The sequence below is a fragment of the Ruegeria arenilitoris genome (assembly GCF_013030985.1).
Classification (GTDB): Bacteria; Pseudomonadota; Alphaproteobacteria; order Rhodobacterales; family Rhodobacteraceae; genus Ruegeria; species Ruegeria arenilitoris_B.
The window spans coordinates 278,788-302,952 of record NZ_WPYP01000001.1 but is presented as its reverse complement, the minus strand read 5'-3'; the positions used below and the strand labels follow the sequence as shown (position 1 = coordinate 302,952).

General features: G+C 56.8%; 17 protein-coding genes, 1 tRNA gene and 2 pseudogenes. 6 read left to right on the top strand and 14 right to left on the bottom strand.

The features are described from left to right. The first annotated feature begins 663 nt into the window (after positions 1-663). Positions 664-2,145 (top strand): lipopolysaccharide biosynthesis protein, encoded by a 1,482-nt coding sequence (locus GOX88_RS01455; protein WP_170398231.1) that lies wholly within the window; start codon positions 664-666, stop codon positions 2,143-2,145. On the opposite strand, the gene GOX88_RS01450 is transcribed toward GOX88_RS01455, so the two are convergent. From GOX88_RS01450 to GOX88_RS01445, 3 genes and pseudogenes are all read right to left on the bottom strand, one after another. After that, a complete protein-coding gene (locus tag GOX88_RS01450; RefSeq protein ID WP_302478165.1) occupies positions 2,142-3,257 on the bottom strand; it encodes a glycosyltransferase in 1,116 nt (371 codons plus the stop codon). The two genes, GOX88_RS01455 and GOX88_RS01450, sit on opposite strands and share 4 nt — an antisense overlap. 259 nt (positions 3,258-3,516) lie before the next feature. Then, positions 3,517-3,612, bottom strand: a pseudogene (locus GOX88_RS23835) (IS6 family transposase); the annotation flags it as partial. 144 nt (positions 3,613-3,756) lie between these two features. After that, positions 3,757-4,869, bottom strand: coding sequence for a glycosyltransferase (locus tag GOX88_RS01445; RefSeq protein ID WP_170398229.1), 1,113 nt, complete (start codon positions 4,867-4,869; stop codon positions 3,757-3,759). A gap of 99 nt (positions 4,870-4,968) precedes the next feature. Here GOX88_RS01445 and GOX88_RS01440 point away from each other — a divergent pair, with 99 nt between their 5' ends. Beyond that, on the top strand, positions 4,969-6,165 hold the full coding sequence (locus GOX88_RS01440) for a Wzz/FepE/Etk N-terminal domain-containing protein (RefSeq protein WP_170398227.1): 1,197 nt from the start codon (positions 4,969-4,971) through the stop codon (positions 6,163-6,165). Between the two features lie 11 nt (positions 6,166-6,176). Then, positions 6,177-6,950, top strand: coding sequence for a polysaccharide deacetylase family protein (locus GOX88_RS01435; RefSeq protein WP_170398224.1), 774 nt, complete (start codon positions 6,177-6,179; stop codon positions 6,948-6,950). 263 nt (positions 6,951-7,213) lie between these two features. Here GOX88_RS01435 and GOX88_RS23690 read toward each other — a convergent pair. The 11 genes and pseudogenes from GOX88_RS23690 to pyrH all read right to left on the bottom strand — a co-directional run bounded on the left by GOX88_RS23690 (position 7,214) and on the right by pyrH (position 20,015). Then, positions 7,214-7,566, bottom strand: a pseudogene (locus GOX88_RS23690) (DDE-type integrase/transposase/recombinase). A 338-nt stretch (positions 7,567-7,904) separates the two neighbouring features. Next, positions 7,905-7,994: transfer RNA gene (locus GOX88_RS01425), tRNA-Ser, on the bottom strand. A 90-nt stretch (positions 7,995-8,084) separates the two neighbouring features. After that, the gene (locus GOX88_RS01420; RefSeq protein ID WP_170398222.1) at positions 8,085-10,526 is read right to left on the bottom strand and encodes a DUF3772 domain-containing protein; all 2,442 of its coding nucleotides are present in this window, start codon (positions 10,524-10,526) and stop codon (positions 8,085-8,087) included. Continuing rightward, entirely contained in the window at positions 10,526-11,560 is a 1,035-nt protein-coding gene (locus tag GOX88_RS01415) for a cysteine synthase A (protein ID WP_170324696.1), read from the bottom strand. Before GOX88_RS01415 ends, GOX88_RS01420 begins: the two co-directional genes overlap by 1 nt. A gap of 69 nt (positions 11,561-11,629) precedes the next feature. Beyond that, positions 11,630-12,811 carry an NUDIX domain-containing protein gene (locus GOX88_RS01410; protein ID WP_367648050.1) on the bottom strand — a complete coding sequence of 394 codons (1,182 nt, stop codon included), beginning with the start codon at positions 12,809-12,811 and terminating at the stop codon, positions 11,630-11,632. Continuing rightward, on the bottom strand, positions 12,777-13,217 hold the full coding sequence (locus GOX88_RS01405; protein WP_170398219.1) for a TrgA family protein: 441 nt from the start codon (positions 13,215-13,217) through the stop codon (positions 12,777-12,779). Before GOX88_RS01405 ends, GOX88_RS01410 begins: the two co-directional genes overlap by 35 nt. A 16-nt stretch (positions 13,218-13,233) precedes the next feature. After that, positions 13,234-14,442, bottom strand: coding sequence for an SAM-dependent methyltransferase (locus GOX88_RS01400; RefSeq protein ID WP_170398216.1), 1,209 nt, complete (start codon positions 14,440-14,442; stop codon positions 13,234-13,236). Positions 14,443-14,511: 69 nt separating this feature from the next. Then, a complete protein-coding gene (locus GOX88_RS01395) occupies positions 14,512-15,936 on the bottom strand; it encodes a cryptochrome/photolyase family protein (RefSeq protein WP_170398213.1) in 1,425 nt (474 codons plus the stop codon). Positions 15,937-15,984: 48 nt separating this feature from the next. After that, positions 15,985-17,211, bottom strand: coding sequence for an aminotransferase class V-fold PLP-dependent enzyme (locus tag GOX88_RS01390; protein WP_170398210.1), 1,227 nt, complete (start codon positions 17,209-17,211; stop codon positions 15,985-15,987). Between the two features lie 253 nt (positions 17,212-17,464). After that, positions 17,465-19,051: a BCCT family transporter gene (locus tag GOX88_RS01385; RefSeq protein WP_170398208.1), complete on the bottom strand. Its 1,587-nt coding sequence runs from the start codon at positions 19,049-19,051 to the stop codon at positions 17,465-17,467. 211 nt (positions 19,052-19,262) lie between these two features. Further along, positions 19,263-20,015, bottom strand: coding sequence for a UMP kinase (gene pyrH, locus GOX88_RS01380; RefSeq protein ID WP_170324690.1), 753 nt, complete (start codon positions 20,013-20,015; stop codon positions 19,263-19,265). Positions 20,016-20,112: 97 nt separating this feature from the next. Here pyrH and miaA point away from each other — a divergent pair, with 97 nt between their 5' ends. From miaA to GOX88_RS01365, 3 genes are all read left to right on the top strand, one after another. Continuing rightward, positions 20,113-21,006, top strand: a complete 894-nt coding sequence (miaA, locus tag GOX88_RS01375) for a tRNA (adenosine(37)-N6)-dimethylallyltransferase MiaA (protein ID WP_170398203.1) — start codon at positions 20,113-20,115, stop codon at positions 21,004-21,006. A 309-nt stretch (positions 21,007-21,315) separates the two neighbouring features. Then, on the top strand, positions 21,316-22,986 hold the full coding sequence (locus GOX88_RS01370) for an ABC transporter substrate-binding protein (RefSeq protein ID WP_170398200.1): 1,671 nt from the start codon (positions 21,316-21,318) through the stop codon (positions 22,984-22,986). A gap of 120 nt (positions 22,987-23,106) precedes the next feature. Beyond that, on the top strand, positions 23,107-24,153 hold the full coding sequence (locus tag GOX88_RS01365) for an ABC transporter permease (protein WP_170398197.1): 1,047 nt from the start codon (positions 23,107-23,109) through the stop codon (positions 24,151-24,153). The last annotated feature ends 12 nt before the right edge of the window (positions 24,154-24,165 follow it).

Below are 24,165 nucleotides of genomic sequence, written 5' to 3'. Positions count from 1 at the left end.
GCGGTATTCTGGATGTTTTCATTTGCCGCACCTAATCCAGACGTGTGGCACTAAGCCGACCAAAAGAGACTGTTCATCCACAATTCGAATTTCAGTCATTTAGGCTTGTCCTTCATACCCGAAGCTGCCCTTGCGCTATCAACCAAGTCATCGTTACAGACGGAAATAGGCTCATGGGCATTCACCTTATGCTCAACGGAAATTTGCGATTTATGCCACTAGGAATTTGTACTGAATACCAGCATTCAACGCAACGATGGCAGGCAGTGCTCAGGTCAACTCTTCAGCCGCGGTGTCCACCAAAACAGTCCAGATCCTGTTGCAGGTTGATGCAGATAACCTGCTACCACATCCCAAAACAATGAAACGTGCCTCGCAATGAACAGGTGGCCCATCGACTGCGAAAGCCAAATGGACTTCATTCTCGCGTCAGATGGTACCGCCGGTTTGCCTGCCGTTCGCCATGACTAAACACTATTAAGCTCTCGAGAGTTTATTCGTCTTACGCACACGCTTCTGGTCGGCGCCATTCCACTTTGAAGTCACGTATTTACATAGAAATTCCCTGCCGACTAGCATTTACATGCATCATGAGAAATGGTGCTGGTGGGCCCTGACGACCATTGATTGAAAGCAAAGCATCCGTGGCTAACGAGTGATCTCATGAACGAAGAGAACGAGATAAGTCCGAGTAACGCACCAAGCCCATCGGGCCTATCGACCAAGGGCCGACTTGGCTTTCTCTTTCGTGATTCCGCCCTTTACGGAGGAGCGGCGGCTGTTAGTCGGCTGGCCACACTGATCACCTTTCCCCTTCTTGCACGTCATCTCAGCACCTCTGACTACGGCATCTTTGACACGCTTCAGGTGTTGGGTGCGTTCTTGACCATCCTTTTCATTTTCGGTCAGGACAGCGCCGTGTCCCGCTTTTTTTACGAGTACGAAACAACTGAAGCCAGGAAACAGGTGATAGCTCAGTCGCTGGCATTTCGGGGTGTGTTAATCGTGATTTTTGTACCGCTGCTATGGACGGTGGGTCCAGCAGCCATTCGTCACTTCGGGTACGACGGCGAAACTGTGTTCGCATTTCGCATCCTCGTCCTTCAAGTGCCCTGTATGGTGATCATCGAGCTTGCGGTGACGCTGCTGCGTCTGACCTTCCGACGTTGGCATTTTGTAACGTTTTCGCTCGCCTTCTCATTCGTGCAAGCGGCGTTCGTGGTCTGCGCAATCCTCGTTTTCAATGCGGGCATCGGCCAACTCATGATCGCAAATTTCGCCGCCGCGCTAATATTCGCTTTGATCGCGCTTCTGCTAACGCGTGACTGGCTTACACGGCCGTCAGATGCGCACTATCTTCGCGAGATGCTGCCCTACGCAGCGCCCTATGGCCTGATCAGTGCCTCGCGCGCCGTAGGACCGCTGGCAGAGCGAGCGCTTGTGGCGGCCTTGATCGGCACAGAGGCGCTCGGTCTCTACGCCGCCGGTGCCAAGATCGCGATGCTATTCTCTTTGTTTGCCTTCGCATTCCAGACCGCATGGAATCCCTTTGCCCTTGCGGTTTTCAAGAAATCGGATGCGGCAGAGACCTACAATGCCGTGTTGAAGAGCTTCACGCTCGCGGTGTGCCTTGCCTCTTTCACCCTTCTGATCCTCGCAGAGCCACTTCTCGTTCTCCTTGCGTCAGAAGCTTACCGGTCGGGAGTGGTCGTCATTTTCCCGCTAGTGCTGGCGCTTGCAATTGAGGCTGTCGGCTGGGTGACGGAAATCGGCGTTGTCCTTGCCAAGCGCAGCGGACTGAAGCTTGTCGCCTACATTCTGGCATTCTGCGTGACAATACTTGCTATCTTGATCCTTGCACCGACGTTCGGAATTTCTGGCTGTGCATGGGCCGTAGTATTGGGGAGTGTGACCAAGACGGCTTTCGTTACGCTGTTCGCGCAACGAGCCTACCCGCTACCATGGGTCTGGTCGCCAATCTATGTGTTGCTCCCCTCGACGATGGTACTCGGAGTACTTGCGCTTGCGCTTGACGCTGTCTGGCCGGTCATGCTCGGGTTCGCAATTCTGCCCGTGCTTTCCTACCTCTTCGTATTCGATCATGGTGATCGCGTCTTGCTGGCTGGTCTCGTTCGCCGTCTTTAGCGTGGAAGCGCGTCGTACTGCGCTTTCAGTTTCTCTTTCCAAGCCGCTATATCCGTAAAGCGCTTAGCACTTACGGTAGCATTGGCCGACATCGAACTTCGCAGCTCCGGATCGGAGCACAACTCGGCGAGCGCCTCGGCGAGGGCCTCCGGTTGACCAGGCGGGACCAGACGTCCTTGTGATGCACTGACGTATTCCGGGACGCTTCCGACCGTGGTTGAAACCACCGGAAGCCCAGCGGCCATCGCTTCCAATAATGAGAGGGGCAAACCCTCCGCGACCGAGCTCAAGACGAAGATGTCCGCCGAATTAAGAAGCGAATTCACATCTTTGCGACCACCAAGAAACTGGACGCGCTCTCCGATCTGTAGGCGCTCTGCCTGCTCTTCAAGTTCCTCACGCAACTGGCCTTCGCCGCAAATCCATAACCGAGCCCTTGGCACGTACTTGAGTGTGATGGCAAACGCCTTGAGCATCGTCGAGATATCCTTGACCGGGGCAAGCCGGCCGGTGGAAATGGCAATGACCTCTCCGGGATCCGCGCCGAGTTCGGCCCGGAGTGTTTCTCTAGCTTCCGCATTACTTGGTTTGGCGGGTTCGACAACGTTGTCTATCGTAGTCATTGGCTTTCCGGGAAACCGCCCCTCGTTGGCTTGCGCTGCCGTTTGACCAACAAAGACAACCCGGTCCACGAACATCCTGACCGCCAGAGTTTCCATCAATCTCAAGACCCGGCCACGAACACCATCGTACTGAACCGTACGAACATTGTGGATCGAAGCAACCATCGGAATATTCGCCCATCGACCAACGACCGCGCCGATGATAGTGGCGTACGTTAGGTGCAGGTGAAGCGCGTCGGGCCGAAGCTTTCTGAGCGTGCGAAGAACCCGTAGATAGCTAACCGGCGTCCAAAGACGGCAATTTTCGACGACGACGACCTCAGCGCCTTTCGACACAAGACGATCGTATAGGAAGTCCGAAGTCGAGCCGAACGACAATACAGTAAGCCTGTCGGCGCTGAGATCCTCGTTAAGCATGACGTCCAGAAGTCGTTGTGCACCGCCAATTTCCAGATGATCGATAGCATGCACCACGCGCCTTCCGGACATTCCTTGACCTCCTAAAGTGGTATCGCAATGAAAAGAAAAAGCTCCACACATCTATGCCTTGACGCGGCCGGTTCATTCCCTTTCTTGGTCAACGCGTGAGCCTCAATAGTCTGGCTCAAGAGTCACTCAGCTTCAAGAATGGCGGGACCCCGCTAGGAAACTCACACTAGTTGACCTTGTGGCATCAGCCAAGATGTTGATTTCTGAGACTAATCTTTTTGCCGCAAGAACGTTACCGACGCAATACTCTTGGTCAAGCTTTCCTGCAAACTTTGCATCTGCTAGAGCATTGTATCGCGCGTTCTCGTCGTCGGAATGGAAGGTGTGAGTTTACAACCCGGTTGTTGAGCCACCTTTCTTTCTCATCTCCACTCCTTGGTGGTTGCGATTGGCCAAAAAACCTCTCTTATCAAGTCAACCTAAACTGTCCCATTGGCGCTGACCTTAGTCACTGGACAGGCCCGTCACTCACACTGCCCATCGCAACTAGCTTTCGTTTTTACACTGCCACTTCCAGATACCGACGCGCAGCAAAGAGATAATCGTAAGGTGCCATGGAGCTTTTAGTTCGTTCTCTGGTCTGCCGCTCCAAGAGACGCTCGATTGCCTTCGCCATCGCAACGAAATCTCCGACGGGAACTAGCTCTGCGGACTCGACGTTATGTAAGATTTCGTTCGGGCCGCTAGGGCAGTCCGTCGAAACTACTGCCGCGCCGCAAGCTATCGCCTGTACCAAAACGTTCGGCGATCCCTCGAATATCGACGACAGCACAAAGACGCTGCACCGGGCCATGTATCGAAAGGGGTTCGGATCAAACCCGGGCAGTGCGATATCATCGGCAAGTGACAAGTCCGAGATCTGCTCGTGAAGCTGCGAACGCATTGGACCCTCCCCAAGGATCAACAGACGGACAGCCTGTGTCTTCCGCACCTCGGCGAATGCCCGAATGAGCGTCTTATAATCCTTTTGAGCTGACAATCGACCACATGCCAAAACAACTGGCGGAGCATCGGTGGAAAACCAAGGATCGTCGATCGGCAGTTTTGATCGCGCGATCATTTCCGGAACAATCGTCGGATTTCGAATAACCGAGATCCGATCGACAGGCAGGTCAAGAACCTGCGCAGCATCCTCGGCAACACCATCGGAAACAGCGATAAGGGCATCCGCCTGCCGGAAAAACCTTCGTGCCAGAACAATCACGCCGCGGCGCTTCATGCCCCCCAGCCTTGCCTCTTCAGTGAGACGATTTCGAATGCTGGGAATGACCGGCAGTGACTTTCCTGAAAGTGAACGAGCAAGCAGGGCAATCAAACCCGCCTCTTCGAGCGCGGAATACAAGCGCCTCGGACTGCGCAGCTTCAAATATCGCACAAGTCCGGGCAAGGCGCGAATTAGACGTGGAGCCTTGAGGTCGATCAAGTTCACGTTCTTCGGAACTTCAGCGCGGAACGGACCCGACGCATTGCCGACCACTAGGTCCACGTCGATGCCTATTTCGACCATGCCCCGCGCAAGGTTCACGAAGGCACGCTCCGCACCTCCGCCGTCCAACGTCGGCAAGAAAAGGGCTACAGGGCCGTCTTCATGCGGGAAGTTCATTTCATTCATTGGACAACTTCTAGCTGCTCGGCATTTCATTCATCATATTGCAAAAAACGGCATTCCACATAACAATTGATGCTGTTTAGTTATGTAAGGAATTAAAGAGTGTCGCACGATCAACCACCCAAGCCGCCAGAGAAACTCAGTTTTAATGTTGATGATAGTGTCTCGGCTGACACGCGTGCCAGCCGTCACGGCTCGATAATGCAGCCGATACGTCGCAACTTCTTGGCGATCATAATAGTGAGCCTCCTTGGCGGCCTGGGTGCAGGCCTTCTCAACAGCGCGCAGGAGCCGAAGTACACGGCGTCGAGCCTTCTCTTGATAAAACCCTATAGCTTGTCGATTCTTGGATACGAGCCTGTTTCCACCGATTTGACCAGTTCTGCCGTGGTGCTCGAAACGCAAGCTCAGTTGCTGAGATCACCGGCCAACATCGCGCGTGTCGCGGAAGCGTTGCTGTCCTCCGATGCGTTCGACCAAAACATGGAAGGCGTGGTGAAGGTTGACGGGGGCGATCCGGCCGCCGATGTCGCACTCTATATTGAAGAGCGGCTTAAAGTGCAGCAGGTAGCGGACTCGGAGATCCTCCGCATCTCGTTTACCTCTACTAATGCTGAACTTTCAGCTATCGTCGCAAACGCCGTGGCTACCGAGTTTCTGGATCAACAGCGCGCTGAAAAGATCAATGAAATTGCGCAAGTTCGAGAAAGGCTTCAAGAGCAGTTGGCCGAAGTGACAGAAGACGCTGAACAAAGTCAGCGTCAGGTCAGGGAGAGATCCGAGAGCCTTGCTTCGCCGCCATCAGAACTCCGCGCGAACCTCGCCGAGGCCGAAGCAGCCTTTCGCGCCGTGCTGTCGCGCCTGCCCGAGCGCGACGCAACGGACGTGTCACCCGAACGCGTGGAAGAACTGCGCAGCCTTATCCTCGATGCCGCCAGCAATCTTTCCTCAGCCATTGAACAGGTCGATCGATGGGACGGTGGCGACGGTGACGCCGCATCCGATCCCGAGCTCGAAACTTTGATGCGTGATGCCGAAGCCGCAGGTGCTGTACACAGCGAGATTTTACGGAGATTGCGGGAGATTCGTCAGTTGCAGGCGGTTGCCACTGCCGACGCGCAAGTGGTTTCAGATGCGACGCTACCGAGCCGCCCCAGCAACCTGGCACCGGAAGTTGTCGGATTGATGGTGGGGTTTTCGCTGCTCTTACTTATGATGTTGCTCGCAATCATCGTGGACACGCTGGGCCGTCCACGCTCGACACACGGCGGGAAAGGGCGCAGTACGGATGCCGGCTGAAGGATATTCGGATGACTGGGAAAACAATTTCGTTTCTCTATCACGAAGTGTCAGATGACCCCGAAAGAAGCGGATTTCAGATCCCCGGAGCGCTGCCCTACCAGCATAAGGTAGGACATTTTTTGCATGACCTGGATTTGATCATGGAAAATTTTTCCAGATCAGAGAGGGCGAGCAATATTCTGGACAACAACACGAACAACAAACTTATTCTGACCTTCGATGATGGCGGAGCGTCGGCGTTACCAGTAGCACATATGCTGCATGAGAGAGGACTGGTCGGCCACTTCTTTGTCACGACGTCCATGATCGGCGACAGGACTTTCCTTCGGCCCGATCAAATCAGGGAAATCCATCTTATCGGGCATGTCATTGGGACGCACAGTCATACCCACCCATCGATATTCAGAGACCTGCCATATGATGAAAAGCTGGAAGAATGGAGTCGCAGCAAGGCCATCTTGGAAGACATTCTGGGCAGCACAGTCAATAGCGCCTCGGTTCCAGGAGGCGACATGGATGAAGACACCATAAAGTCGGCGGGTGAAGCTGGTATTAGATATCTGTTCACGTCCGAGCCAAACTGGCAACCCTACGAGAAATATGGCGTCAAGGTTTTCGGAAGGGTTTGCGCCAAAAACAGTACCGGGCCCGCGCAAATACAAAAATGGGCAAAGGGCCAAGGTTTCTATAAGGCCAAATTATCCAGATTTCTGAAGGAAGTCATAAGAACCCGGCTCAAGTTTTTCTATTTGTGGTACGTCAGACGTGGAGAGGGGCGCTGATCCCAGTGCGCGATTTTGGACAGGACCCATACCATAGATCGGGTTGCAGCACCTGCGTCATGCCAAAGCAGGCTATCGGCTGTCCGAAGGCGTCATGAGTGACTTCAAAAGGTTGTTGTCAATCGAATGCGAACCAGCCTCGGCATGGACAGAATTGCTGTCCCCTATGCGGCGCAGAGACCGCGCCACTCAGCAAGTGCGGCGGCGCGGTTCGACTTGAAATTTGATCTGAAGGATAGGCTGCGCTCCGAGTTGAAGAGGTTTTAGGCCGAGGCGCGGACAGAGGCGAACTTCTGAAAACTTTGCATGCACCGGAAGCGAAGCATAGTTCTCTCCTGTCGTCGGAATGGCAGATGTGCGTTCTCGACCCTGATGTTCAACCAGTGTCCAATTTCCTGCCGATTTGCGGCACCGATTACCCTAAGCGCGGCACCGTAAAACCCAAGCCGAACAGTCACGATCACTTTTGGGCGGCAGTGCTTTCGCAATACTTTTCTTGGAAATTCAGCGCGGCTTTTTTGCCCCGCTTCTTCGTGACGAAGCTCTCCAGGACCTCGCCCTCGTGATTTACGACCCGCCACAGATAGTGTCGTTCGCCGTTGATCTTCACGAACATCTCGTCCAGATGCCACCGCCACTTACTCGACTTCATGCCGGCAACTCGGCGCTTTCGGATATCCGGGGCAAACATCGGACCGAACCGATGCCACCAATATCTCACGGCTTCATGACTGACATCGACGCCCCGTTCATGCAGGAGATCCTCTACATTCCGAAGCGAAAAGCGGGAACCGGACAAACAGCATCACCGCCAAGCGAATGATCTCGGGGCTGGTCTTGAAAAAGCGAAACGGCGATCTCTTGATCATGCTGCAAGGCTTAGAGAGCACCCTCCCCGTCTCAACCCAGCTTTCTTTGACAGTATCGTTAAAACAACTACTTACTGTGATTTTATGGCGGAGAGACAGGGATTCGAACCCTGGAGACGGTTTCCCGCCTACACACTTTCCAGGCGTGCGCCTTCGACCACTCGGCCACCTCTCCGTGGGCGCGATATTTGGACCATCGCCGGGGGATTTGCAAGGGGCGATTAACGCGAAAATTCAACCTTCCGCACATCCGCCACACACGCGGTTAAATCTCGTCACCATCCCCATCGCCCAAATCGGCCTCGGTCATATCGACGGGTGCTGAGGATGACGGATTTGAAGACGGTTTCGCCGTGTCGCTCTCTGGTTTCTGCTGCGGTACGGATGGTTTACCCTGCAAGGCCTCGGGGTTGCGCAGCCAGACATCGCGCTGTGCGAACGGAATCTCGATCCCCTCTTCGACAAAGCGGCGGTTGATCTCATGGTTCATGTCGGACTTCACCGACAGCACCCAGTTCACGTCACGCAGAATGGCGCGAATCTCGAAATCCAGTGAATCCGCACCGAACCCCTGAAACACTACGCTGGGCGCCGGATGCGCCAGCACCATGGGGTGCGCATTTGCCACTTCGCCAAGAATTTTCTCGACCACGCGTGTGTCGGTACCATAGGCCACCCCCACCGGCACAATGACCCGCCCGATGGTGTTGCCGCGGGTGTAGTTCGTGACCACGCCGCTGATCAGGTCCGAGTTCGGGACGATCACATCCGTCCGGTCAAACGTCTCAATCCGCGTGGACCGCACCGAGATGTCGCGCACATAGCCCATCATCCCGTTCACGTCGATCCAGTCGCCCTTCGAGATTGGACGTTCGACCAGAAGGATAATGCCCGAAACGAAATTCGAGACGATTGTCTGCAATCCAAAGCCAATACCGACCGACAGCGCACCTGCAACAATCGCAAGCGATGATAGGTCAAAACCTGCGATCATGATCGCAACCAATGCCGCCAGGAAGATCCCGACATAGCCGGTGCCCGCCGCAATTGCATTCTGTCCACCGGGGTCAATACTTGTCTTGGGAAGCAGCGAGTTCCGCAGCCCGCTCTGCAACAATCGTGTCAGCGCGTAACCGATGATAAAGACGAGAACGAAAGTAAAGAAAATGCTGGGCGATATCCTGACTCCGCCAATATCAAATCCCAGCAACAGGCGCGACCAGACCTCAAGCAGATCGGTTTGCCGCGCCCCCCAGTACAAGGCCAGAATTGGCAGTGACAGGATCGCGATAACAAACGCAGTCAGCACGGCAAACAGCGAATCCCGCGCGGCCTCGCCCTGCCCGCTGAGCCAGCCGTAGACCGAGGTCAGGAACCGATGGAAAATCGCCAAAGCCGCAAGCAGAACCAGCGTTTTCACCGCCGGGAAGACGATTGCCTCTGCCGCATTGGTATAACCGACAAGCGCCAGGATCGGGCTGGCCATCCCAAGCAGGAACAGAGCACGGCGCAGGAATTCCATGATCTGAGTCAGACCGCCGCTGCGCGGTTTTTCTCCGGCCTCGGCGTCGTCTGTCTCGGGCCTGCTGGTCCGGATACGACGAATGCGCAACAGAATCAGAGCGGTCCCGAAAACCACCGGAAAGCTGATGACCGCCCGGGTTGCGTCCGAGATATTCTCAATCTGATCGAACAGCAGCCCGAATTCATAAGCGATCAGAAAGACCGCCAGAATATCGAGATACACCCGCAGCTCGGTGACGTTCTTGCGGGACAGGCGATTGAAGTTTTGGGCCGCCTGCGACAGGTACAGCTGACGTCCGATCCAGTCGTAGTAAAAGATTAGGGCGGCCCAATACGGCACGTTCTGGATCAGCAATGTGCCACGCAGCCCCATAAGACCGGTCATGATGACCGCCTGCACCAGCAGCCAGACGCCCAGCCAAGGCAGCAGAATGCGCAGCAGCGATACCAGAAACGACCAGACGCCGATGCCGCGGCCTCCAAGGCTGCGCAGATATTCACCTGCGGCCTCGGACCAGTAGCGCCCGTAATACAACAACACGCCCGCTGCGAGGGTCAGGAAAAGGATGCCCAGACCACGATCTCTCAGACGGTCCTGGACGGTATTGGCCTTCAGGTTTTGTGCCGATTCAGCGATCAGGCCACGTACGGCTTCGACAATGTCGGTCCAGGCCGGACCCCAATATGCCGGGTTCATCGGGGATGGCCCGCGTTCCAGCAGTTCTTTTTTCTGCCTGTCGCGCAACAACCGGTCGATCTCGCTGATCAGGCCGTTGGCGCGGCTGAAGGCCTCTTCCGAGATAATCCGCGGAACCTGCAGGCTGGTCAGTTGATCCTCAAGGTGGGTCCGCAATTTGGCGATTTCTTCGGGCTCGGTCGCGTCGCCTTCGGGCGCGGGTCCAAGTGCCTTGATCTGGGCATCCAGCGTCTGGATGCGATCCGTATTGGCGCTGCGCGCCTGGTTAAAATCTTCACGATAGTTGTGGATTTCGGACCGCAGGTTCTCAAGCGCCGCGTTCGAGGTCCTGTCGGCTTCGATTTCGGTCTCGGCACGGTCCGCCGTTGCAAGCCAGTTCTGGTAGTACTCACTTTGCTGATCGGTCAGCTCGGCGGCAACGGGGCCGCCCAGCATGGCAAAGCAAACCAGAAAAAGAGCTAGAAACAGGCGGACCTGCCGCAGCATCACACGTCCTCGAACACGCCGGGAATGCTGCGCGGAGCTTCGGTCATCCAATCCGGTACTGGCAGTTCCTTTTCACGCAGGAATTCGGGGTTGAACAGTTTGGACTGATAGCGCGTGCCATAGTCGCACAGGATCGTCACGATCGTGTGGCCCGGCCCCAGATCCTTGGCCAGACGCACAGCGCCCGCCATATTGATCGCGGTCGAACCGCCCATGACCAACCCCTCTTCGCGCAGCAGGTCAAAGATGTAGGGCAGCGCCTCGTTGTCGGTCATCTGATAAGCGTAGTCGGGCTTGAACCCTTCGAGGTTCTTGGTGATCCGCACCTGGCCGATACCTTCGGCGATCGAGCTGCCCTCCATCGCGATCTCACCGGTGGTGTAATAGGAATAGAGCCCCGCCCCCATCGGATCGACCAAGGCGATCTTGACCCCTTTGGGCTGCAGCGCATCGGCCACACCGGCCAGCGTCCCGCCCGAGCCCACCGCGCTGACAAAGCCATCGACCTTGCCGCCGGTCTGTTCCCAGATTTCCGGGCCGGTTGTTTCGACATGGGCCTGACGGTTGGCGACGTTGTCGAACTGGTTCGCCCAGATCGCGCCATTGGGCTCGGTCTGCGCCAGCTCCTCGGCCAGTCGGCGCGAATAATGCACGAAATTGTTCGGGTTGCGGTACGGCGCGGCCGGAACCTGCACCAGTTGAGCGCCTGCCAGACGCAGCATGTCTTTCTTTTCTTCGGACTGGGTTTCCGGGATCACGATCACGGTCTTGAACCCCATCGAGGCACCCACCAGCGCCAGACCGATGCCGGTATTGCCCGCCGTGCCCTCGACAATGGTGCCGCCGGGCTTCAGGTCTCCACGCGCGATGGCGTCGCGAATGATGTAAAGCGCGGCGCGATCCTTGACCGATTGGCCCGGGTTCATGAACTCGGCCTTGCCGAGAATTTCGCACCCGGTCTCTTCACTGATGCGCTTCAGCCGGATCAGCGGTGTTTTCCCGACAGCGTCGGCAAGGTCTCGTGCAATGCGCATGGCGCCCTCATATCATTACGTATCAACGAAGATTTACAGATGCCGTGCGACAACCACAAGCGGCGATCCTTACCCCCTCATGCGGTCGCGGTTTCGGGCCAACCAGTTGGCCAGCGACAAAAGGGGCAAATCTTTGAATTCATTATTATCCACCTTCTGCATGAAGGTGTCATAAGGCAGGATTTGCGTGCGGATATCTTCCCCTTCCGACGCCAACCCGCCATTGTCGATGGTCCGGGTCAGATCACCCAGCCCGACATAGAGGTAGATATACTCGGTCGAAGACCCGCTCGAGGAATAGGCCCCGCCGGCATATTCCAATGCATCCAGCGTTACCTGCGCCTCTTCCTGCGCTTCACGATACGCGGACTGCTCCGGGGTTTCTCCGGGATCGATCATGCCGGCCACCGGTTCCCACATCCACGGTTCGGGATCGTCGATCAGAAACACCGGCGCGCGGAATTGCTCGACCAGCAGAACCGCATCACGAACCGGGTCATAAGGCAGAACAACCACGGCCGCCCCCTGCATCAGCCCGCTGCGATGCAAAACTGGCCCCATCGTCCCGTCATGCTGTCGGTGCTGGACCTCCAGCTCTTCCATACCGAAGTAATTCACATAGGCGCGCCGATGGCTTTGGACGATGACATCTTTGGCCGTGTCGCGCGGATCGCCTGTCCGCCGTTTGCGCGCGGCCAGCCGGGCCCAGGCCCGGGTCCGGATCGGCGCGAAGTTGCGGGCAATCGTCGTCGCATCGACCCTGCCATAATATGCAAGCTCTTCCTGTGCGGCCAGCAAGGTCACCTCGGCCCATTCATCGACCCAGCCCTGCAACGACCACGGCCCGTCCGGCGTCCAGAGACCCGGTTCAGGGAAAAACACGCTGGCCGCGGCACTTGATCCGTCGGCAAGGTTCACGCTTTGCGGGCTGAGATCATAGTCAAACCCACCTTCGTAAAAGGCCAGTCTTTTCAGATCCTCCGAGGTAAAGCCCTGTACCAACAGACCTTGAGCCTCGCGGCCATTTTCCGGCACGATCATCGGGAAAGCCTGCCCCGCCACGGCATAAACCGCATGGTCCGGCAGGACGGCCTGCGACACTGTCAATTGGGACAAAGGTCGGTCAAGCACAAGCTCAAGCAGCGCCTGATGCCTGAGCGTGCCGTAAAAGAACAAATCGGACACTTGATTGAAACTCGCGCTGAATTCCAGAAGGTTACCGCCAGCGACGGCCAGCTTCTTCGGTTGCAAGACCGGCGATAAGTGCTCCGATCAGCAAAGTCCACAGAATTTCCGGCGCCAGCAGAAATTGGCTGTATTCGATCCCGATCTGGAAAATGGAGATCAGCGCGTCGAACGGTCCCTCATACCGGTGGCGCATGGCCAGCCGGAACATCTCATTGCAGCCCTGAACAAATAGACCCCAGAACACAAGTGCGGCTATACCCGTCAGCCCGTTATTGACCGCTCCGGTCCAGCCCCGGCCAACCCGCTTGCCCATGATCATCCAGCCGCACACTAAGCCAATGATCATGTTGACCGTCGTGAATGCGCCGTAATCCTTACCCTCTTCGCCGTTGTCGATGATCATGCTTGATACGAGAAAGGCGATCACCAACAGACAAATTGCAGCAACGAGACGCGGAGCACTGGGCATTCGGTATTTCCGTTTGTTAACTGGGTTTTGCTATAGTGATCTGTGTCACATCGCAGTTGCCAGTGTCAAAGGCTGCGCCACATGCAGTCAAATAATAGTTCCACATGCGGCGGAAACGCTCATCAAATCCCATATCGGCAATTTCGTCCCATTTTTCGTTGAACGTGTCGTACCAACGACGCAGGGTCAGATCATAGCTTTTACCGAATTCCCGAGATTTCACCACGTTCAGCCCCGCCTCTGAAACCTGTTGCTTCAGAATCGAAGGCGTCGGGAGCATTCCGCCGGGGAAAATATATTTCTGAATGAAATCAACACCGTTCTTGTAGATGTCCCACCGATGATCCGCGACGGTAATGATTTGCAACGTCGCCTGAGCACCGGGTTTCAGGCGCTCTCGTACAGTCTCGAAGTAGACCGGCCAGTATTTCTGCCCGACGGCTTCGAACATCTCGATCGAGGCGATCCCGTCATACAGGCCCCGTTCATCGCGGTAATCCTGCAATTTGAACTCAACAAGATCGGAAAGACCCGCTTTTTCAATGCGTTGTTTAGCAAAGTTCAACTGCTCCTGACTGATCGTCAGACCTGTGACCCGTAGGCCACGCTCTTTCGCGGCATATTCGGCGAAACCGCCCCAGCCGCAACCTATCTCAAGGATGTGATCTCCGGGCTTTGCGCCCATTTCATCGACCAAGCTGGCGTATTTCGCGGTCTGTGCTTTTTCCAGACTTTCCTGCCCCGTCTCGAACAGCGCGCTGGAATAGGTCATGGTGTCGTCCAGCCACATACCATAGAAATCATTCCCCAGGTCGTAGTGGTACGAGATGTTCTTCTTGGCCTGCCGACGATGGTTCCGGTGCAGCCAAAAGCGCAGGCGTTCATATGCCTGCACAAGGAACATGCCGGTGAAATCGTCATAGACGGTTTCGGTGCCCAGATGCACCAGATCCATGAAAGATCTAAGATCGGGGGTGCTCCAATCACCTTCCAGATAAGCGTCGGAAAAGCCCAGCTCGCCTTCTCGGATCAGTCGCGCAAAGACGTCCGGGTCGTGGATTTCAACCCGAGCGACCGGTCCGGGTTTGGCCCCTTCGGACCGAAATACCCGGCCGTCGGGCAAGGCGATGTCCATCCGACCGGACTCCATCCGGTTCAGCATCTTGAAGACTTGCGCAAAGTACCTGGGCAGGTCTTTCTGCCCTTCCGTAGTCGTTAGGATCATCCGCTCTCCCTTGTGCGGCCTTGGTTCAAAGCTAGGACGAGTTTGTGTTTCTGGCAAGTTTTCAGTTCCTTACCCGGTTTTTCGGCTTTCATAAGCCGCCAAAGCCTGCGCCCGACCAGCAGCAAGATTGACCACGGGTTCCGGGTAGGCAGAAGCAGGGTCCAACGCCCATGATCGCGGCACAGCTTCGAAATAGGACAGGGCCGTGGACGAAGGCGCCGCCTGCCCTTCGGCGATCCATCGTTTCAGATAATCCCCGTCGGGATCGAATTTTTCTTGCTGCGTCTGCGGGTTGAAAATCCGAAAGAACGGCGCTGCGTCAGGCCCCGACCCTGCAACCCACTGCCAGCCCATCGCATTTGCTGCCGGGTCCCAATCGATGAGACAGTCGGCAAACCAGTTCATGCCGATTTTCCAGTGTGTCATCAGATGCTTGGTCAGATAGCTGGCCACGATCATGCGGGCGCGGTTGTGCATTCGACCAGTTACGTACATTTGACGCAGACCGGCATCCACCGCCGGAATACCGGTACGGCCCTGCTGCCACGCGACAATTTCGGGGTGGCTGGCATCGGTATTCCAGGGGAACGCGTCCCATTCCTGTTTCCAGTTTTCGGTCAGCAACTGCGGCGTATGGAACATCAGATGATAGGCAAACTCGCGCCAGACCAGTTGGCGCAGAAAGGCTTCGGTGCCCCGTGCTCCCGTCATTGCGGCGCGCTGGACCGCGTGCCATATGCTGCGCGGACCGATTTCACCCAGGGATAGGTATTCGGACAAATCCGATGTGCCTTCCAGATCGAGACGGTCCCGATCTGCAGAATAGCCTGAGATTCGGTCCAAAAACCCGTGCAGAGCCTCAAAAGCGGCGCTTTCACCCGGCCACACATAGGGCGCGACAATCGCAGCACCTCGGTTCATTGCCACGCCCAGCTTCCATTCTGCCAAATCATCGGAAACCGGCCAATGCTGCGGTGCGGGGATCGTTGATGGCGCGACCTCGGGAGCGGCGACATCCCGTCCCTGAACCGCTCGCCACATCGGAGTGAACACACGAAAGGGCTGACCGGCCTTGGTGGCTACGGTCCATGGTTCAAACAACAGGTGACCTGCAAAAGACGTGGCCTCGATGCCCTGCCGACACAGAGCCGACTTGACACCGCTGTCTCGCGCAATCGCGTCCGGATCATAGGCCCGGGACCAGTACACGGTCCTCGCGCCAGTTTCCGCAATCAGGGTCTGCAAAACTGTCAGAGCATCCCCGGACCGCAGGATCAGGCGACTGCCGACCTTTTCAAGGGACTGTGCAAAGACCCTTAGCCCAAGACCCAGCCGCCACTTTGGTGCCGCGCCCAACGCCTCGGCCAAGTCGTCCAGAATAAAGACCGGGATGACAGGGCGCCCGGTCTTGACCGCCGCGCTTAGCGCGGGATGGTCCGACAGGCGCAAGTCCCGCCGGAACCAAATGATGATCGGAGATTGAGTGTGTTCCATGACCGCCCGGTTGTTTTCTTCGCAATACGAAGCCGAACGGAAACCGGATCACAAAACGGCGTCAAGTGCGTTCAATAACTGATCAATTTCCTGTTGCGAGGTATAGTGCGTAAAGCTGACCCGCAGCACACCTTGCTCTAGATCGACCCCCATCGCAGTCAGCGGGCGCACGGCGTAGAAGTCACCACCACCTGCCATGATCCCGTGATCTACAAGATCGGCCGCAATGGCTTCGGCGTTCCGGTTCAGGGCCAGCGCTACGGTGGGTGCGCGGCGCGTCGCATCCGACGTGCCGATCAGGCGCACGGCGTTGCGATCCTTGACCGCATCCAGCACTGGTTGCAGCAAGGCCACTTCTTGCCCGCGCATCAGGTCATGCACAAAGGCTCCGCGTTGGGTTGCATCCCCATCGGGGCCGTTGTGGTGATCGCACAGCAGATCGACATAGTCCGCCATGCCCGCACTGGCCGCAATCTGAGCGTGATCGGGTCCGGCGGGGGTAAACCGCTTGTACAGCACGTCGCCGTTGAAAAAATGTGCCTGGTTGGGCAGCAACTCTCCCAACGCGCGCCGGATCACCATGCACCCCTGATGCGGGCCATAGGTTTTGTAAGCCGAGAACAGGTAGATATCCGGGCCCATATGGCCGACATTCGGAAATCCGTGCGGCGCGTATGAAACACCGTCGACACAGACGAACGCACCGGCCGCATGTGCGATCGAGGTGATTTCGGTGACCGGGTTGATCTCTCCGATTACGTTTGAACAATGGGGAAAGCAGACCAGACGGACCTTTTCGTCCAGCATGTTTTCCAGATCCTGCGGGTTCAGCGATCCGGTTTCCGGGTCGATCTGCCATTCGCGGATTTCAATGCCATCCTCGGCCAGACGCCGCCACGGGCCGGAATTGGCTTCGTGATCCTGATTGGTCACCACAATGGCATCGCCCGGCTTCATCCACTGGCGAAACGCTTGCGCAAGGACATAGGTGTTTTGCGTGGTCGAAGGCCCAAAGCTCAGCTCGTCCGTGTCCACGCCCAGAATCGCGGCCATGCGTGCGCGGGCCTCATCCATCTCTTCACCTGCCAGACGGCTGGCGTCATAGGGGCCATAGGGCTGCACCTTGCGCTGCGTGTAATAGCGCGTCAGCCGGTCCAGAACCGGTTTGCAGGTGTATGACCCGCCCGCGTTTTCAAAGAACGCCTGTCCTTGCAGGCTGGGCTCGGAAAAAGCCGGGAACTGAGCCCGAACGAAATTGATATCCAGAGTGCTCATGGCACACCTCTCCTCATTCATGCAGCTTGTTCCGATACGATGCCCGCGCATGATTTCGGACAACTCGGAAATCACGGCAGGTCTTCCAGCCCAACCACAGCCCCGGTTGAAACCAAGGGCATGGGCAGTCTTTCCGGGCAGAACGGGCTACCCGAAGGACGCGGATACTTAGACAAGGACGAGGACATCGGTCAACCCGGCCCAAAAGAAAAAGCCCCGACGCATGGCCGGGGCTTTCGTGGTAAGGCCTAACTCAGCGGCGGCGTTTTTCGTTCGCCAGACCGATGAAGATCGATACGCACATAAGCACAAGCACGATCGCAAACGGAAAGCCGGTTGCAATCGCGGCGGCCTGCAAGGCGCCAAGCCCGCCGCCCAGCAACAGCACGACAGCAATCGCGCCTTCCAGAATGCACCAGAACACACGCTGCGCCGTGGGGGCATCGGTTTTGCCGCCTGCCGTGATCGTATCGATCACCAGCGAGCCCGAGTCCGAGCTGGTCACGAAGAACACGACAACCAGGATGATGCCGACAAAGGACAGCAGACCGGTCATCGGGAAAGCTTCGAACATCTTGAACATCTTCAGCTCAAGCGCCGCGTCCGACAGGGCCTGCCCCGAACCGGACATCACCTGATCCAGCGCCGCACCACCGAAAACGCTCATCCACAGTGCGCCAACGACAGTCGGGATCAGGATCACGCAGATCACGAATTCGCGCACGGTCCGACCGCGCGAAATGCGGGCGATGAACATGCCAACGAACGGCGACCAGGAAATCCACCAGGCCCAGTAGAAGGTGGTCCAGCCCTGCATGAAGTTTGCATCTTCACGTCCGACCCAGTTCGACAGTGCAGGCAGCGCAATGAAGTACTCGATCATGCTGTCGAAAAAGCCAGTCAGAATTGCAACGGTCGGGCCGACGATCAGCACCAGCAACAGCAGAGCCGCGGCCAGGATCATGTTGGCTTCGGACAGACGCTTGACCCCTTTGTCGAGGCCGGCAACAACCGAGATCAGTGCAAACACCGTGATCAACCCGATCAACAGCACTTTCATGCCGTCCGTGATCGGAACATCGAACAGATAGTTCAGACCGGCCAGCGCCTGCGTCGCGCCCAGACCCAGCGAGGTCGCCAGACCGAAGATGGTGGCAAATACGGCCAGAACGTCAATGATGTGCCCCAGCGGGCCCCAGGTCGCCTCGCCAAACAGCGGATAGAACACTGACCGCATGGTCAGCGGCAACCCCCGGTTAAAGCTGAAAAAGGCCAGCGCCAGCGCCACGACGGCATAGACGGCCCAAGGATGCATTCCCCAATGGAAAATGGTTGCAGCCATCGCCAGCTTTTTCGAGGCTTCCGGGTCTTCCAGCCCTGCCCCCAACGGTGCCCAGTCCGTGCGCACGCCGTCTTCACCAACGGCGACGCCGCCAATGGATGACCCGTAGTGCGAAATCGGCTCGGCCACACCCCAGAACACCAAGCCGATGCCCATGCCCGCAGCAAACAGCATCGAAAACCAACCGGCATAGCTGTAGTCCGGTTTGGCATCGTCGCCGCCCAAGCGGATCGAGCCATAAGGCGTGACGATCAGCAACAGCGAAAACACCACAAAGATGTTGGCTGCAATCATGAATACCCAGTCAAACTGGCTGGTCAGTGCCGGACGAAGCCACCCAAAGAATTCGGCCGCCTGCTCGCGGAACACGAGCGAGAAAAACACGAATGCAATGATGGTGAGCCCCGAAATGGCAAAGACCGGATTGTGAACGTCCAGACCCATGATCTGGACGTTGTCCTGACCGACTTCATAGTCGGTCTCCGTGTTGTCGGACATAGTTTCTCTTCCTTCCCTTATTCGGTGCTCAGGACTTTCAATATCCCGCACCGAAACGGGCTGACTGAGAAGACCACCTATCGCCAAAAAGCGACAAAAGTTGCAATAACCGACATGTGCATTGAATGAGAATTTGCCCTCATAGCCTGGACCTTCCCAGACAAAAAAAGGCCGGGCTGTTGACCCGGCCTAAGCGTTCAGCTTGTTTGAATTAGCCCTGAACTTTGGTGTAGGTGCCCTCGCCCGCCAAAATACCGCGGAACCCGCCGGGCTCATCCAATCCGAATACGATCAGCGGCAGGTTATTGTCGCGCGCCAGCGCAATGGCCGAGGCATCCATGACACGCAACCGCTTGGCCAGAACGTCATCATAGGTGACCGTGTCATAACGCACTGCGTCGGCGTGAACCTTGGGGTCTTTGTCATAGACGCCATCGACGCCGTTCTTGCCCATGAAGATCGCCTCGCACGCCATTTCATTGGCGCGCAGGGTCGCTGCCGTATCGGTGGTGAAATATGGGTTGCCGGTTCCGGCGGCAAAGATGCAGACCCGCTTTTTTTCAAGGTGCCGCACGGCGCGGCGGCGGATATAGGGCTCACACACCTCATCCATGCGAATGGCCGAGATGACACGGGTGAAGACGCCGATCTCTTCCAGTGCCGACTGCATTCCCAGCGCGTTCATGACCGTGGCCAGCATCCCCATATAGTCGGCGGTTGTGCGCTCCATCCCCTGTGCCGAGCCGCTGAGACCGCGGAAGATGTTGCCGCCACCGATGACCATGCAGATCTCAACGCCCAGATCGTGCACCGACTTGACCTCTTGCGCGATGCGCTGAACGGTGGGCGGGTGCAGGCCAAAACCTTGGTCCCCCATCAGCGCCTCGCCAGAGATTTTCAACATCACGCGATTGTACTTCGCTTTTGGGGTCTCGGTTGTTTCGAGTGTTTCGGTCAGGCTCATATTGCGCTCCGGGCTGGCACGGGGTTAATTTCCGGCGCAAAATGAAGCAAAAACTCCGCAGGTTCAATGCGGATGGTGAGGATTGGGGCATACCCGGATGGCCAATAACGAAAGATCGCAGATTTGGGACCGCCTGCCCCCCATAAATGACGACAAACCGGTGCTGATCGCGGGGCCGACAGCCTCTGGAAAATCGGCGCTGGCCTTGCAGATCGCCGAGACCTTTGGCGGTGTGATCGTGAACGCGGATGCCAGCCAGGTCTATGATTGCTGGCGGGTGATTTCGGCCCGTCCGTCAGCCGAAGAAGAAGCCCGCGGGCCGCATCTGCTATACGGTCACATCGCCTATGATCAGGAGTACTCCACCGGACATTGGCTGCGCGAGGTGACACCGCTGTTGTCCGGGGGCCAACGCCCGATCATCGTAGGTGGTACCGGCCTGTATTTCTCGGCCCTGACTGAGGGAATGGCCGATATCCCCGCCACGCCGCCCGAGGTGCGGGCCGAGGCCGACGCGATAGACCTGCCCGCACTGATTGCCGGCGTCGATGCTAAGACACTGAATCGGATCGACACACAAAACCGCGCTCGCGTACAACGCGCTTGGGAAGTGCAGCAAGCCACCGGGCGCAGCCTGAGCGACTGGCAGGCCGACACTCCGCCTCCGGTTCTGGACCTGTCCGACACGATCCCGATCGTCTTTGATGTGGAAAAGGAATGGCTGCTGGATCGCATCACCCGGCGGTTCGACCAGATGCTGGATACCGGCGCCCTGCAAGAGGTCGAGGCGATGCGCGACCGCTATGATCCATCATTGCCTGCGTTCAAGGCCATCGGGGTTCCCGAGTTGATGGCCTATCTGGACGGCAGGATGACTTTGGATGTTGCCCGAGAGCGCGCGACAATCTCTACCCGTCAGTTCGCCAAGCGCCAACGCACCTGGTTCCGCGCGCGGATGAAAAAATGGAATCAGATCGACTTCTCAAAATGATACACAAACTTCTTAAGTTGTTTTCTTGAACGATTCCCCGCCAAAAGCGGAAATTCCAGTTCACCACTGTATACATTGGCGGATTTACCCCGAACCGAACCTGCCGCGACGGCAAACAACCTTCGCGGATGTCGTTTTTGTGCAATAGATGACGATTTCGAACATTGACCTCATCAGATTTCTGGGGCCGAATGGTGTCATGGGGACACCAAGAACTCAGACAATCCGAGAACCTGCTGCCGGAAACTGACCGGTTCGAGCGGTTCCAGACTTCTTCAAAACAATACATGTCATCAGGGAGAGACATTAATGAAAAACCAAACCATCACGGGAGCACCGATTCACTGGGCAGCAGAAATGCACGCTCAGGAGTATCGGGACGGCAAACTGAACCGGCGAGAATTCCTGGCCCGCGCCACCGCGCTGGGTGTTGCCGTACCAGCGGCCTACGGGATGATCGGCCTGCAATCACCTGCTGCGGCGCAGGAGCCGCAACGAGGCGGTACCATTCGCTATCAGATGGAAGTTCGCGCGCTGAAAGATCCGCGGACTTATGACTGGACACAAATCGCTACCTTCACCGCGGGATGGCTCGAGTATCTGGTTGAGTACAACAACGACGGCTCGTTCAAGCCTATGCTTCTGGAAAGCTGGGAAGCCAACGACGACGCCACCGAGTACACTCTGAACGTCCGTCAGGGCGTAAAATGGAACAATGGTGACGATTTCACCGCCGAAGATGTTGCGCGCAATATCGCCGGGTGGTGCGATTCCTCGGTCGAAGGCAACTCGATGGCGTCACGGATGGCGTCGCTGATCGACGAGAGCACCCAGCAAGCCGCGGAAGGTGCTATTACGGTGGTCGACAGCCACACGGTCAAACTGAAGTGCAACGCCCCGGATATCACAATCATCCCCGGTATGGCTGACTATCCCGGCGCAATCGTGCACAGCAGCCACGACGCCAACACAATGTTGGACAACCCGATCGGCACCGGCTTCATGCTGCCTGAAAGCCACGAAGTTGGCGTGAAAGGTGTTCTTGTTCGCAATGAAGGCTTTGACTGGTGGGGATATGAAGCCGGTAAAGGCGGATATATCGACAGGATCGAGTTCATCGATTACGGCACCGACCCGGCCGCTTTCCTTGCTGCCTATGAAGCCGAAGAAATCGACATGAACTGGGAGTCGGTCGGTGAATTCGTCGACATCTTTGACAGCATCGGCCTTGTCCGCTCGGAAATCCCGTCGGGTTTCACCATCGTCATTCGTCCCAACCAGTTGGCCGAAGATGCGGATGGTAACAAAATCTATGGCGACAAACGTGTACGTCAGGCCCTTGCGATGGCTGTCGACAACGCGGTCTGTCTGGAGCTCGGCATGTCCGGCTACGGTATTGTTGCCGAAAACAGCCACGTTGGTCCGATGCACCCTGAATACAACTCGGAAGTGCCCCGTATTCCATATGACCCGGCTGCAGCCAAAGCGTTGATGGACGAAGCCGGTATGGGCGATTTCGAGCACGAAGTTCAGTCCATCGATGACGATTGGCGCCGGAACACGACTGCGGCCGTGGTTGCCCAGCTTAATGACGCGGGCATCAAGGCCAAACATACGGTTCTGCCAGGGTCGACCTTCTGGAATGACTGGACCAAGTATCCATACTCTTCGACAAACTGGAACCACCGCCCGCTTGGCACGCAAATTCTTGCGCTGGCCTACAAGTCAGGCGTTGCATGGAACGAGTCCGGTTTCTCGAACGAAGAGTTCGATACACTGCTGGCCCAAGCAAACTCCATTTCTGATGTGGACCAACGGCGCGAAGTGATGGGCAAGCTGCAGGCGATCATGATCGACGAAGGCGTGGTCATCCAGCCCTATTGGCGGACCGCGATGCGTCACCACCGCGACAACATGGTCGGTGTAGAAAAGCACATCGCAGACCTGCCCCAGCTCTATAAATTTGGCTTGGTGAGCTAAACCCAAACCAATCAGGCCGCGCCTCAAGGCGCGGCCTTTTCGTCCTGAACGCGGCGACACAAAAAACAGCAATGCGTGGGGCCGAAAAATCTTCGCGCTAGCCTACCAACAGGGGCCAATATGGGACTTTTCATTCTAAAGCGTGTCGGCATCATGCTCATGACAGCATTATGTCTGACATTCTTAGTCTTTTTCCTCACCAACCTTTATCCGAACCTTGAAAAGCTCGCGAAAACGCAGGGCAACTTCCGGATGTCGGATGAGCAGGTTGAAAGCTATCTGGAAAAGAACGGGTATCTTCAGCCGACGCCGGTCAAATACGGCGAGTGGCTGGGCGTTCTGCCGTCCTATCGGCACACGAATGAGGACGGCTCTGTTCAGGGCAGATGCATTCTACCGGGTCAGCCCGCAGAAGATGCCCCCAGGTTCTGCGGCATCCTGCAAGGGTATTGGGGCTATTCCACTGTCTTCAAAGAGGAAGTTTCGACCGTTGTCGGAACCCGTCTGGGCCTGACAGGCAGGCTGATGTTCTGGGTGATGTTGCTGATGGTCCCTTCGGCACTGATCCTTGGCGTTCTGGCCGGAATGAAGGAAGGTTCGGCCACTGACCGGACCCTGTCGACCTTTGCGATCACCACCACGGCGACACCGGAATATGTGTCCGGCGTGATTTTCATCGCCATCTTCACCTCATCCGCGGTGGGTCTGAAGTGGTTCAAAGGCACGGCAACACAGGCTATGGAAAACCCAACCTTTGAGAACTTCTTCCTGCCAGTGTTGACCATTGCGCTTTATGGGATGGGCTATATCGCCCGAATGACCCGCGCTTCGATGACCGAGGTGATGACAGCGCAATATATCCGAACCGCGCGCCTGAAAGGTGTGTCCTTCTCTAACATCGTGATGAAGCATGCATTGCGCAACGCGCTGATCGCGCCCTTTACCGTGATCATGCTGCAGTTCCCCTGGCTGCTGAACGGCGTTGTGATCGTCGAGACCCTGTTCAACTATAAGGGCTTTGGCTGGGCGCTGGTTCAAGCGGCGGGCAATAACGACATCCAGCTGCTGCTGGCGATTTCGGTCGTGTCGGTCTTTGTGGTGCTGGTGACGCAGCTGATCTCGGATATCGGCTATGTCTACCTCAACCCGCGCATCCGTATTTCGTAAGGAGGGATAGAT